Raw genomic sequence first — 12,638 nt, forward strand, 5'->3', positions numbered from 1 at the left:
GGTCGATGCGCTGCAGTGCCAGGCGCTGCAGCTTGGTCGCCATGCCGGCACGCGCCGCGGCCCGTTCGGTGAGCTCGATGGTCAGCTTGCCCTTGCCGCTGTCACCCAGCGGCAGCCCGGCCGACAGCGAGGCGCGCGACGCGGCCTGGYCGTTCAGGCGGCAGATCTCGACCAGGCAGTCGAGCAGCGGATCGGGGTGGATCAGGTCTTCGCGCATCCGCAGCGGCGCCGCCTCCGCCGGCTTGTGGGCGGCGGGGGCCTGGGCTGTCGGTTGGGCGGCAGCGGCGGAGGGCAGGGGACGGGGATCGGTCATCGGTGTCGCGGTATCGGGAAGTCAGACATCGACCTATTCGAACGGCGACATGGTGCGCCGTCAATCGATATCGGCCATATGGAAGCCGAATTGACCCCGGCGGCGATCGTCGAAGAACCGCCTCAGGGTTTCCCGCACCGTCGGGAACGCGAGGTCGTCCCACGGCACCTCGTCCTCGCGGAACAGGCGGGCCTCGATGGTCTCGGGGCCGGGCGCGAAATCGGTGTCAAGCAATCGGGCGCGGTAGAAGAAGTGAACCTGCCCGACGCGCACCACGTTGAGCAGCGTGAACAAGGCCTGCATCTCGATGCGGGCGCCGGCCTCCTCGTCGGTCTCGCGCAGCGCGCCGGCGGCGGTGGTTTCGCCGAGCTCCATGAAGCCGGCCGGCAGCGTCCAGAAGCCGTGGCGCGGCTCGATGTTGCGGCGGCACAGCAGCACCTGGTCGTGCCACACCGGCAGCGTGCCGACGACGTTCAGCGGGTTCTCGTAGTGGATGGCGCCGCAGGCGGCGCAGGTCGCGCGCTCGCGGTTGTCATCGGGCGGGATGCTGTAGCTGACCGGCGATCCGCAGGTCTTGCAGTGCTTGAAGCTTCGGGCCTTGAACATCGCAGGGAGTTTAGCCGTGAGTTTTCAGCCCTCGTGGCATCATCCCGCCATCCCCCAACAGACTCTCTGCGGAGCGACTTCCATGAGCCACGTCGTGCCGGTTCCGGCCACCCCTTCCGTGCCCGTCGTCGGCGCGCAACCCGGCGACACCTTCCCGGTGCGCCGCATCTACTGCGTCGGCCGCAACTACGTCGACCATGCGATCGAGATGGGCCACACCGGCCGCGAGGCGCCGTTCTTCTTCCTGAAGCCGGCCGACGCGGTGCTGCCGGTGGCCGAGGGCACGACCGGGCAGATGCACTACCCGAGCGCCACCAAGGACCTGCACCACGAGGTCGAGCTGGTCGTCGCGATCGGCAAGGGCGGGCGCAACATCCCGGCGGCCCAGGCGCTCGACCATGTGTACGGCTATGCCGTCGGGCTCGACATGACGCGCCGCGACCTGCAGGGCGAGGCCAAGAAGCTGGGCCGCCCGTGGTGCAGCGGCAAGGGCTTCGACGAATCGGCGCCGATCGGCCCGGTGCGGCCGGCCGCGCTTTGCCAGGTGGGCGCCGACACGCGCATCGAGCTGAAGGTCAACGGCACGCTGCGCCAGCACAGCGTGATCGGCAAGCTGATCTGGAACATCCCCGAAATCATCGAGCAGCTGTCCGGGCTGTGGGAGCTGGCCCCCGGCGACCTGATCTTCACCGGCACGCCCGAGGGCGTGGCCGCGGTCGTCACCGGCGACACGCTGAGCGCGAAGGTCGACGGCGTCGGCAGCCTGCAAGTGCAGCTGGTGGCCCGCTGATGGCGGTCCTGTGACAGGCGTGCACGGCATGCAGCTCTACAGCTACTTCCGGTCGTCGGCCTCGTTCCGCGTGCGCGTCGCGCTCGCGCTGAAGGGGCTGGCCTACGACTACGTGCCGGTGCACCTGGTCAAGAACGAGCAGACGCAGCCGGCCTTCGCCGCGCTGTCGCCCGGGCGGCTGGTGCCGGTGCTGAAGGACGACAACGCGTTGCTGTCGCAATCGCTCGCGATCATCGAGTACCTCGACGAGACCCATCCGCAGCCGCCGCTGCTGCCCGCCGATCCGCTCGGCCGGGCCCGCGTGCGCGCACTCGCGCTGGACGTCGCCTGCGAGATCCACCCGCTGAACAACCTGCGCGTGCTGCGCTACCTGCTGCACGACCTGGGCGTCAGCGAGGACGACAAGAACCGCTGGTACCGCCACTGGTGCGAGACCGGGCTGGAGACGGTGGAGCGCCAGCTCGAGGGGCAGCCCGAGACCGGCCGCTTCTGCCATGGCGACAAGCCGACGCTCGCCGACATCACGCTGGTGCCGCAGATCTTCAATGCGCAGCGCCTGAACTGCCGGCTCGACCACGTGCCGACGGTGATGCGCATCTTCGAGGAATGCATGCGGCTCGATGCGTTCAGCCGCTCGCAGCCTTCGGCCTGCCCGGACGCGACCTGATGGCCACGACGGCGTTGCAGGACGCGCTGGTCCCCGACTGGGCGCTGGACCACGTCGGCGCGTTGATGAGCACGCGCCGCGGCGGCCTCAGCGCGCCGCCGTGGGAGAGCCTGAACCTCGGCATCGCGGTCGGCGACGACCCGGAGGCGGTCGACGCGAACCGCGCGCGCTTCGCGGCCGCGACTGGCGCGGCGCCGGTCTTCATGAAGCAGGTGCATGGCACGCGGGTGCTGCGGCTGCTGCGGGCGTCGGCTGGCGCAGCGCTCGAAGAGGCCGATGCGGCGATCACCACCGAGCGCGGCGTGGCCTGCACGGTGCAGGTGGCCGATTGCCTGCCGGTGCTGCTGGCAACGACCGGCGCCGTGGCCACGCCGGCCGTCGGTGCGGCCCATGCCGGCTGGCGCGGCCTGGCCGGTGGCGTGCTCGACAACACCGTGGCGGCGCTGTGCGCGGCGGCGGGCTGCGAGCCGGGCGCGCTGGTGGCGTGGCTCGGCCCGTGCATCGGGCCGGAGCGCTTCGAAGTGGGCCCGGACGTGCTGCAGGCCTTCGGCGACGACCCTCAACGCGCCGACCCGGCGCTGTTCCGCGGCCATGCGCCGGGCAAGTGGATGGCCAACCTGCCTGAACTCGCGCGCCGGCGCCTCGCGGGCCTGGGCGTGACGCAGATCAAGGGCGGCGCCTGGTGCACCGTCGACGATGCATCACGGTTCTTTTCGTTCCGGCGCGATCGCATCACCGGGCGGATGGCCGCTGCCGTCTGGCTGCGCTGATGTCGCCATCTCGGCGGCTTCGGCCTGCCGTTGCGCGCGCCGCCGCGACGGCGTGCCCAGCAGGTACAGCACGATCGACAGCGGCAGCACGCCGTACAGCAGCAAGGTGAAGACCGCGCCGAGCACGGTGCCTTGCGAGCTGGTCGCCTCTGCGATGCTCATCATGACAACCACGTACATCCAGGCAATCGCGACGAGGTACATTTTTGAGGCCGCTCGGCGGCTGGTGTCGAAGCGAAGAGTGTGACCCGAAACTGACCCCAAGGCGACGGCCCGTGCGAGGCCGGCAAGGAGACCTGTGAAGAATCAAGCAGCGGTGGCCCACGACAGCGCCGACGCGTTCGGCGCGACGATCGGTGACGTTTTCAAGTCGATGAGCGGGCTGAGCCTGCCGTTGCCGGCGCTCAGCGCGCTGCAGGCCGACTACATGGCGCAGGCGAGCGCGCTGTGGAACCAGAGCATCGGCGCGGCGGCGCCGCCGAACGGTGCCACCCAGCCCGCCACCAGGCCAGAGCCGCTGGGCGACCGCCGCTTCAGCGCCGCCGCCTGGGCCGACAACCCGATGGCCTCGTTCACCGCGCGGCTGTACCTGCTGAACGCCCGCACGCTGATGGGCCTGGCCGACAGCGTCACGGGAGACGAGAAGACGCGCGAGCGCATCCGCTTCGCGGTGCAGCAGTACGTCGCGGCGGCCTCGCCGAGCAATTACCTGCCGCTCAACCCGGAGGCGCTGCAGCTCGCGCTGAAGACGCAGGGCGAGAGCATCCTGCATGGCGTGCAGCACCTGGTGCAGGATCTGCAGCAGGGCCACGTCTCGCAGACCGACGAAAGCGTGTTCGAGGTCGGCCGCAACGTCGCCACCACCGAGGGCAGCGTGGTGTTCGAGAACGAGCTGTTCCAGCTGCTCGAGTACAAGCCGCTGACGAAGACGGTGTTCGAGCGGCCGCTGCTGATGGTGCCGCCGTGCATCAACAAGTACTACATCCTCGACCTGCAGCCGGAGAACTCGCTGATCCGCCATGCGGTCGCGCAGGGCCACCGGGTGTTCGTCGTCAGCTGGCGCAATGCCGACGCGGGCCTGTCGCACCTCGGCTGGGACGACTACATCGAAGACGCGGCGATCCGCGCGATCGACGTGGTGCAGGAGATCACCGGGGCCGAGACGATCAACACACTGGGCTTCTGCGTCGGCGGCACCATCCTCGCCACGGCGCTCGCGGTGCTGGCCGCGCGCGGCCGCAAGCCCGCTGCCAGCATGACGCTGTTGACGACCTTCCTCGACTTCAGCAACACCGGCGTGCTCGACCTGTTCGTCGACGAGGCGATGGTGCAGCTGCGCGAGATGACGCTCGGCCCGGCCAGCCCGAACGGCGGCGGGCTGTTGAAGGGGCAGGAGCTGGCCTCCACCTTCAGCGCGCTGCGCCCGAACGACCTGCTGTGGAACTACGTCGTCGGCAACTACCTGAAGGGCGAGACGCCGCCGGCGTTCGACCTGCTGTACTGGAACAGCGACAGCACCAACCTGCCGGGGCCGATGTACTGCTGGTACCTGCGCAACACCTACCTCGAGAACAACCTGGTGAAGCCGGGCCGCGTGACGGTGTGCGGCGAGAAGCTCGACCTGTCGCGCGTCGACATGCCGACCTATGTGTACGGCTCGCGCGAGGACCACATCGTGCCCTGGGACGCGGCGTACCGGAACACCCAGGTGCTGAAGAAGGCGAAGACGCGCTTCGTGCTGGGGGCGTCCGGCCACATCGCCGGCGTGATCAACCCGCCGGCCAAGAAGAAGCGCAGCCACTGGATCGGACCGGCCCAGGGGTCGCAGCCGGCCAGCGCCGACGCGTGGCTCGCAGCCGCGCAGGAGCACTCCGGCAGCTGGTGGACCGACTGGGACGCCTGGCTGGCTGGCCACGCCGGCAAGCAGCTGCCGGCCCCGAAAAACCCTGGCAGCCGCAGGCACAAGCCGATCGAGCCGGCGCCCGGGCGCTATGTGAAGCAAAAAGCCTGATGTCGATGACTCCGGCTTGACCCCGCGCCCGCAGCGCACCACATTCCGTTCAACATCCCCGTCAACAGGAGACTCCCATGTCCGACATCGTCATCGTCGCCGCCACCCGTACCGCCGTCGGCAAGTTCGGTGGCGCCCTCGCGAAGACGCCGGCCCCCGAGCTCGGCGCGGCCGTCATCGCCGAGCTGCTGAAGCGCGCCAAGCTCAGTGGCGACCAGGTCAACGAGGTCATCCTCGGCCAGGTGCTCACCGCCGGCTCGGGCCAGAACCCGGCGCGCCAGGCCGTCATCAAGAGCGGCCTGCCGCAGGCGGTGCCGGCGCTGACCATCAACGCGGTCTGCGGCTCCGGCCTGAAGGCGGTGATGCTGGCGGCGCAGGCCATCCGCGACGGCGACTCCGAGATCGTGATCGCCGGCGGCCAGGAGAGCATGAGCCTCGCCCCGCATGTGCTGCCGAACTCGCGCGACGGCCAGCGCATGGGCGACTGGAAGCTGGTCGATTCGATGATCACCGACGGCCTGTGGGATGTGTACAACCAGTACCACATGGGCATCACCGCCGAGAACGTCGCGAAGAAGTTCGGCGTGAGCCGCGAGGCGCAGGACGCGCTGGCGCTGGCCTCGCAGCAGAAGGCGGCCGCCGCGCAGGATGCCGGCCGCTTCAAGGACGAGATCGTGGCCTTCAGCATCGCGCAGAAGAAGGGCGACCCGATCGTGTTCGCCGCCGACGAGTTCATCAACCGCAAGACCAATGCCGAGGCGCTGGCGGGCCTGCGCCCGGCCTTCGACAAGGCCGGTGGCGTGACGGCCGGCAATGCGTCGGGCCTGAACGACGGCGCGGCCGGCGTGGTCGTGATGACCGCGAAGAAGGCCGACCAGCTGGGGCTGACGCCGCTCGCGCGCATCAAGAGCTACGCGACCGTGGCGCTCGATCCGGCCTTCATGGGGATCGGGCCGGTGCCGGCCTCGCAGAAGGCGCTGCAGCGGGCCGGCTGGAAGCCCTCCGACCTCGACCTGCTCGAGATCAACGAAGCCTTCGCGGCGCAGGCCTGCGCGGTGAACAACGAGATGGGCTGGGACACAAGCAAGGTGAACGTCAACGGCGGCGCGATCGCGATCGGGCACCCCATCGGTGCATCCGGCTGCCGCATCCTGGTGACGCTGCTGCACGAGATGCAGCGCCGCAACGCGAAGAAGGGCATCGCGAGCCTGTGCATCGGCGGTGGCATGGGTGTTGCCTTGACGGTCGAGCGTTGAAAGTTAAGCCAGGGTGAGCCCAGGGCGAACCCCGGTTGACGCCGCACCCGGGCGCGACGACGCTCGGGTGTCTGCACACCTTTTTCAGGAGAGAAAAAAATGACTCAGAAGATCGCCTACGTCACCGGAGGCATGGGCGGCATCGGCACCACGATGTGCCAGCGCCTGCACAAGGACGGCTTCACCGTCGTGGCGGGCTGCGGTCCGAGCCGCGATTTCACCAAATGGCTGAACGAGCAGAAGGCGCTGGGCTACACCTTCCATGCGTCGGTCGGCAATGTCGGCGACTGGGATTCCACCGTCTCGGCGTTCCAGAAGACCAAGGCCGAGCTGGGCTCGATCGACGTGCTGGTCAACAACGCCGGCATCACGCGCGACGGCATGTTCCGCAAGATGAGCCGCGCCGACTGGGATGCGGTGATCGAGACCAACCTGACCAGCCTGTTCAATGTCACCAAGCAGGTGATCGACGACATGCTCGAGAAGGGCTGGGGCCGCATCATCAACATCAGCTCGGTCAACGGCGAGAAGGGCCAGTTCGGCCAGACCAACTACTCCGCCGCGAAGGCCGGCATGCACGGCTTCACGATGGCGCTGGCCCAGGAAGTCGCCAACAAGGGCGTGACGGTCAACACCGTGTCGCCGGGCTACATCGCCACCGACATGGTCAAGTCGATCCGCCAGGACGTGCTCGACAAGATCGTCGCCGGCATCCCGGTCAAGCGCCTGGGCACGCCGGACGACATCGCGTCCATCGTGTCGTGGGTCGCGTCGGATGAATCCGGCTTCGCGACCGGTGCCGACTTCTCGGTCAACGGCGGCCTGCACATGGGCTGAGTCCCGGCTTCTCGTACCGCGCCACCGCGACCCCCGCAGCCCCGGTTGCCAGCATGCTGGCACCGGGGCTGTTGTCATGGCAGCTGCACTTTCTTGCACGCGCTTGACCCACTGTGCCTGCGGCCATCGATTTGGCAGATGGCGCTATCGACATTGGATATGCCCCTCTGCGCGAAAGCTCACTAGCATTCGCACCCATTCATCACGCGCCGCCGGATTCACCCATCCGCAGGCAGCGGGGAACCTGGCCCATCGGCCTGCACGATTTCCTCGCAATTGAGACGCAAGCTGTCGCCCCGGTGGTTGTGTCTCGCTCCCCCTTGGTCCCCTTGGTCTGTCAGCGCGCAGAACTCCGCATGCAGCACTTCCAGCCTCCCGCCTCCCTGTTTCCCGAGCCCGTGGACATTCCCCCCGACGGCGAGCGCACCACGCCCCAGCGCACCACGCCCCACCGGCTCGGCCTCCCCGCGCGCTGGCAGAGCGGCTCGCAGGCGGTCATCCAGGCGCTGATCGACAACGGCGTGACGATGTTCTTCCTGTGCAGCGGAGGCGCCTTGATCGCGCCGCTGTGCGGGGCGCTCGGCGCGAGCGCCGGGGTGCGCGTCGTGCGGCTGTCGCAGGAGCGGGCCGCGGTGCACGCGGCCGAGGGCTATGCCAAGGCGACCGGGCAGATGGCCGCCGTGCTGGTGTCGGGCGGCTCCGGTGTCGCCGCGGCCGTGGCCGGGCTGATGAGTGCGATGGCCGATTCGGTGCCGCTGCTGTGCATCGCCGGGCAGGTCGAATCGGCGCTGATCGGCACCGATGCCTTCCGCGAATGCGATGCGCTGGGCATCACCCGCGCCGTGACGAAGTGGAGCCGGCGCATCGACCTGGCGCTGGCGCACGATGCGGCCGCCATCGTCGACCGCGCGGTGCAGGTCGCCCGCGCCGGGCGCTGCGGGCCGGTGCTGCTCGACATGCCGCTCGACGTGCAGCGCACCGAAGTGACGGTGCGGCGCACCGGCGCGTCGGTGGTCGGCGCGGTGCTCACGGGGCAGGGGCCGCTGATGCCGCCGGACCGCCGGCTGGTCCGCGCGGTGGCACAGATCCGTGCGGCGCGCCGGCCGCTGTTGTATGCGGGTGGTGGCGTGATCCGCTCCGGCGCTGCGGCGAGCGCGGCGCTGGCCGAGTTCGCGCAGGTGGCCGACCTGCCATGCGTGCTGACGATGGCGGCACTCGGCGCGCTGCCCTCCAGCGACCGGCACTGCCTGGGCTGCCTGGGCGAGCAGGGCAGCCCGGTGGCGAACCTCGCACTGCGGCACGCCGATGTCGTGGTCTGCATCGGCGCCCGCCTCGACGAACGCTCCTGGCCGCGCAGCGAGCCCCTGCCGGGCACGCTGATCCATGTCGACATCGATCCGACCAGCATCAACAAGGTCTGGCCGTCTGCCACGCCGCTGGTCGGCGATGGAGGCGAGGTGCTGAAGGGGCTGGGCCAGCAGTGGCTGAAGAACCTGGACCTTCACGCCGCGACGGAAGGCGACGGGCCCACCCCGCGGCACGCGTGGTGGCAGGCGATCGAGGGCTGGCGGCGGGACGCCGCGCTTGCCGATGAAGTCAACGGGCCCCGCACGCGCACGCCGATCACCGACCAGGTGCTGCGGGCCCTGCGCGAGCCGCTGGCGGCGCTGGAGGCGGTCGTGACCGTCGACGACGGCCTGGCGCAGGCGGCTGGCGCACGCCACCTGCAGCACCTGCATCCGGGCCGCTGGCTGGTGTCGACCGGTGTCGGCATGCCGGGCTTCGCGTTGCCGGCCGCGATCGGCGTGCTGGCGGCGCACCCACGGCGGCCGGTCGTGTGCCTGAGCGATGCGAATGCGCTGCTGCCGACCCTGCACGAGCTGCAGTCGGTCTACGACCACGGCTGGCCGTTGAAGCTGATCGTGTTTCCGCCGCCGCTGGCCGATCCGCGGCGCAGCGCTGCGGCCTGCGCGGCGTCGCCCTCCGTGATGATCCAGCGGCCCGACATCGCGGCGGTCGCGCGCGCCTTCGGGTGGCGCATCCACCGGCTGAAGTCGGCCGCCGCGATCGATCGCGCGGTGGCCGACTGCCTCGCCAGCGACGAGCCCTACCTGCTGCAGGTCGACCTGTCGCTCGCCGACGCGCTGCGCGTCGAGCCGGTGGACGCTTCGGACACCGCGGATGCCTCGGAGGGCTCGAACAGCGAGCCTTCACTGCAGATCGGGTCGCGGGTGCGGCTCGCGCTGGCGCGCCAGCGCTGAAACGCAACCCAGGAGGACAGGAAAATCGAGTTGAGACAGCTTCGCTATTTCGTGCGCATCGTGGACCTGGGCAGCCTGTCCCGCGCGGCCGGCGTGCTGCACGTGGCGCAATCCGCACTGAGCCACCAGGTGGCCGCACTCGAAGACGAGTTCAAGAGCCTGCTGCTCAACCGCAGCTCGCGTGGGGTGTCGCCGACCGAATGCGGACAGCACCTGTACCGCTACGCGCAGGCCATCCTGAAGCATGCCGACGATGCGCACGATGCGGTCACCAGCTGCTCGACCGAGCCGACCGGGCACGTCGGCATCGGCATTCCGCTGTGCATGGTCGCGTCGCTCGGGCTGCCCATCTTCAACGAGGTCCGCACGCGCTATCCGGCGATCCGCCTGCAGATCTACGAGGAGCTGAGCGGCACGGTGCTCGAATGGGTCAAGAGCGGCCGGCTGATGCTCGGCATCGCGTTCGACGACGGCAACCTCGAAGGGCTCGACACGGTGCGCGTGATGGAGGAGCGGCTGTTCCTCGTCGTGAACCCGAAGTCGCGGCTGGCGCGCCGCAAGGTCATCACGCTGCGCGAGCTGCAGGGCATCGACCTGGTGCTGCCCGGGCTGGAGCAGGGGGTGCGGCACCGCGTCGAGCGCGTGATGATGCGCGAGGGCCTGTCGCCGCCGGCGGTCATCGCCGAGATGAATTCGCTGGCGCTGCTGAAGCAGGCGGTCGCGGCCAACATCGCCGCGACGATCCTCTCGTGGCCCAGCATCGAGACCGAGGTGCTGCAGAAGAAGCTCGCGGTGGTCGAGATCACCCGGCCTTCGATCACGCGCACGGTGTCGGTGTGCGCCACCACCGTCGTCAAGCAGACGCGGGCCGCCGAATGCGTGCTGGCGGCTGCCACCATGGCCATCCGACATGCAGTGCGCAACGCGGCGTGGCGCGGCGTGCGTTTGCTGAGCGCGAGCGCATGACACGCATGGCTGCAAGAAATTTCATCCCCGCAGTTCTTACCGCAGCGCCGGCCAACAGGCGCCACATCCACCGTCTCAGAGAGGACCACCATGATCGACCTTGCGAACACCGCCACTGACTTTGCGAACCCCGTCGTCCCCGCCTCGACGGGCGCGCCGATGGCCTTGATCGATGCCTTGCGCCACACCTTCGGCCTGCGCTTCAAGCTCGGCCGCCTGATGCGCGAGCAGCACGGCCGCGAGCCGTCGGCGATCGACATGACGATGCCGGACGGCGTCGTCTTCGCCCACACGACCGAAGAGGTGGCCGAGGTGGTCCGGCTGTGCGCGCTGCACCGGGTCGCGGTGACAGCCTTCGGCGTGTTCTCGTCGCTCGAGCGGCATGTGCTCGGCCATGCGGGCGGCATCTCGATCGACCTGTCCGAGATGGACGAGGTGCTGACGATCAATGCGCAGGACCTGACCGCGACGGTGCAGGCCGGCGTCACCCGCTCGCAGCTGAATGCCGACGTGAAGGACACCGGCCTGTTCTTTCCGATCGATCCGGGCTCGAAGGCATCGTTGGGCGGCATGGCGGCGACGCGTGCCGGCGGCACCAGCGCGGTGCGCTACGGCACGATGCGCGAGAACGTGCTGGCGCTCACCGTCGTGACGGCCGAGGGCAAGATCATCCGCACCRCGCGCCGGGCCAAGAAGTCGTCGGCCGGCTACGACCTGACGCGCATCTTCGTCGGCAGCGAGGGCACGCTGGGYATCATCACCGAGGTGACGGTGCGGTTGTACCCGCGGCCCGAGGCGATCGCGACCGCGGTGTGCACCTTCGCCGATGCGCGCAACGCGGTCGACACGGTGATCCAGACCATCCAGACCGGCGTGCCGCTCGCGCGTGCGGAGTTCATGGATGCGCTGGCGCTGCGCGCCGTCAACCTGCACACCGAAACGTCGTACCAGGAGCGGCCGACGCTGTTCCTCGAATTCCACGGCACGGCGGCCGGCGTGGTCGAGCAGGCCGAGATCGTGCGCGACATCGCGCGCGAGTACGGCGGTGACGACTACGACTGGGCCGACCAGCCTGAAGACCGTTCGCGGCTGTGGAGCGCCCGCCACACGGCCTTCAACGCCTGCGAGCTGCTGCGGCCGGGCTGGCGCACCTTCACGACCGATGCCTGCGTGCCCTTGTCGCGGCTGGCGCAGTGCATCGAGGAGACCATCGAGGACACGCGGCGTTCATCGCTGYTGTGCCCGCTGTTCGGCCATGTGGGCGACGGGCACCTGCTGTGCATCCTCATTGCCGACCCCGACAACCCGCTCGAGATGGCCGAGGCCGAGCGCCTGAACCAGCGGATGATCAGCCGCGCGATGCGCATGGAAGGCACCTGCACCGCCGAGCACGGCATCGGCGGGCACAAGGTGGTGCTGCTGACGGAAGAGTTCGACGCCAACGCTTTGCAGCTGATGCGCCAGCTGAAGCGGGCGTGGGATCCGCTGAACATCCTGAATCCCGGCAAGGTGATCGGGGTGCAGGACTGACAAGCGGGCAGTGCATGCGGACCAGCAGGTCCGCCGAGCCCATCGATCCCCCAGGGAGGAGCCCTTGCATTCATCGCACCATGTTGCCGTGGTGAGGCGCGGCGTTGCCGTGCCTCGGACGGTCTCGAGTTTCATCTTCAAGCTCTGGCTGCTGGCCTGCGCGACATCTGCCATTGCGCAGTCGCCGGCCCAGCCTACGGCCGACCCGTTCAACTACGCACGCACGACGAGCTTCACCTACCGTCCCGACGGTCTCGTGGAGACCGAGACGATCGAGCCCGGCAACCCGCAGCTGTGCGTGGTGACGCGGTTCCGCTACGACGCGCGGGGCAACCGCACCGGCACGCAGGTGTCCAACTGCAGCGGCGCCACCGGCGACGCCGTGTTCGCCACGCGCAGCAGCAGCGTCAGCTACGACGCGCAGACGGTGACGATCGGCGGCACGAGCGTGCAGATCCAGCCGGACACCCAGGTGAGTGGCCGCAGGAACGCGTTGCAGCAGGAGGAGACGCAGACGGTGGATCCGCGCTTCGGCACCGTGCTGAGCAGGACGGACGCGAACGGGCTGACCACGCGCTGGGAATACGACGACCTGGGTCGCACGACGCGCGAGATTCGCCCCGATGGCACG

At 69.4% G+C, this 12,638-nt stretch carries 12 protein-coding genes and 1 pseudogene; 10 read left to right on the plus strand and 3 right to left on the minus strand.

All coding sequences use genetic code 11. The features are described 5' to 3' along the window. Both AC1D1T_RS23655 and AC1D1T_RS23660 read right to left on the minus strand, forming a co-directional pair. Positions 1–313: cysteine peptidase family C39 domain-containing protein (locus AC1D1T_RS23655; protein ID WP_477992583.1), on the minus strand; the 313-nt coding region annotated here is incomplete at its 3' end. Positions 314–373: 60 nt separating this feature from the next. Then, complete coding sequence (locus AC1D1T_RS23660; protein ID WP_047513579.1) at positions 374–919, minus strand: NUDIX hydrolase; 546 nt, start codon at positions 917–919, stop codon at positions 374–376. Positions 920–1,001: 82 nt separating this feature from the next. Between AC1D1T_RS23660 and AC1D1T_RS23665 the strand changes: the two genes are divergently transcribed. From AC1D1T_RS23665 to pgeF, 3 genes are read left to right on the plus strand one after another with little or no spacing between them, the layout of a single operon-like run. Next, positions 1,002–1,709 (plus strand): fumarylacetoacetate hydrolase family protein, encoded by a 708-nt coding sequence (locus AC1D1T_RS23665; RefSeq protein WP_477829458.1) that lies wholly within the window; start codon positions 1,002–1,004, stop codon positions 1,707–1,709. Positions 1,710–1,737: 28 nt separating this feature from the next. Next, positions 1,738–2,376, plus strand: a complete 639-nt coding sequence (gene maiA / locus AC1D1T_RS23670) for a maleylacetoacetate isomerase (RefSeq protein WP_047513573.1) — start codon at positions 1,738–1,740, stop codon at positions 2,374–2,376. Continuing rightward, positions 2,376–3,146: a peptidoglycan editing factor PgeF gene (gene pgeF, locus AC1D1T_RS23675; protein ID WP_477992584.1), complete on the plus strand. Its 771-nt coding sequence runs from the start codon at positions 2,376–2,378 to the stop codon at positions 3,144–3,146. The genes maiA and pgeF overlap by 1 nt, the downstream gene beginning before the upstream one ends. Here pgeF and AC1D1T_RS23680 read toward each other — a convergent pair. Further along, the gene (locus AC1D1T_RS23680; protein ID WP_477829305.1) at positions 3,078–3,350 is read right to left on the minus strand and encodes a hypothetical protein; all 273 of its coding nucleotides are present in this window, start codon (positions 3,348–3,350) and stop codon (positions 3,078–3,080) included. The two genes, pgeF and AC1D1T_RS23680, sit on opposite strands and share 69 nt — an antisense overlap. Positions 3,351–3,519: 169 nt before the next feature. Here AC1D1T_RS23680 and phaC point away from each other — a divergent pair, with 169 nt between their 5' ends. The 7 genes and pseudogenes from phaC to AC1D1T_RS23715 form a co-directional block, all read left to right on the plus strand. Further along, complete coding sequence (phaC, locus tag AC1D1T_RS23685; RefSeq protein WP_477842629.1) at positions 3,520–5,157, plus strand: class I poly(R)-hydroxyalkanoic acid synthase; 1,638 nt, start codon at positions 3,520–3,522, stop codon at positions 5,155–5,157. A 77-nt stretch (positions 5,158–5,234) separates the two neighbouring features. Continuing rightward, positions 5,235–6,413 (plus strand): acetyl-CoA C-acetyltransferase, encoded by a 1,179-nt coding sequence (locus AC1D1T_RS23690; protein ID WP_047513561.1) that lies wholly within the window; start codon positions 5,235–5,237, stop codon positions 6,411–6,413. Positions 6,414–6,512: 99 nt separating this feature from the next. After that, positions 6,513–7,250, plus strand: coding sequence for an acetoacetyl-CoA reductase (gene phbB, locus AC1D1T_RS23695; protein WP_047513558.1), 738 nt, complete (start codon positions 6,513–6,515; stop codon positions 7,248–7,250). Positions 7,251–7,648: 398 nt separating this feature from the next. Further along, entirely contained in the window at positions 7,649–9,511 is a 1,863-nt protein-coding gene (locus tag AC1D1T_RS23700; RefSeq protein ID WP_477992585.1) for a thiamine pyrophosphate-binding protein, read from the plus strand. Between the two features lie 30 nt (positions 9,512–9,541). Then, positions 9,542–10,477: a LysR substrate-binding domain-containing protein gene (locus AC1D1T_RS23705; protein ID WP_477992586.1), complete on the plus strand. Its 936-nt coding sequence runs from the start codon at positions 9,542–9,544 to the stop codon at positions 10,475–10,477. 90 nt (positions 10,478–10,567) lie between these two features. Further along, on the plus strand, positions 10,568–12,007 hold the full coding sequence (locus AC1D1T_RS23710; protein ID WP_477992587.1) for an FAD-binding oxidoreductase: 1,440 nt from the start codon (positions 10,568–10,570) through the stop codon (positions 12,005–12,007). 109 nt (positions 12,008–12,116) lie between these two features. Beyond that, positions 12,117–12,638: pseudogene (locus AC1D1T_RS23715) on the plus strand (hypothetical protein); the annotation flags it as partial.

The organism is Rhizobacter sp. P2_H3 (assembly GCF_056403355.1).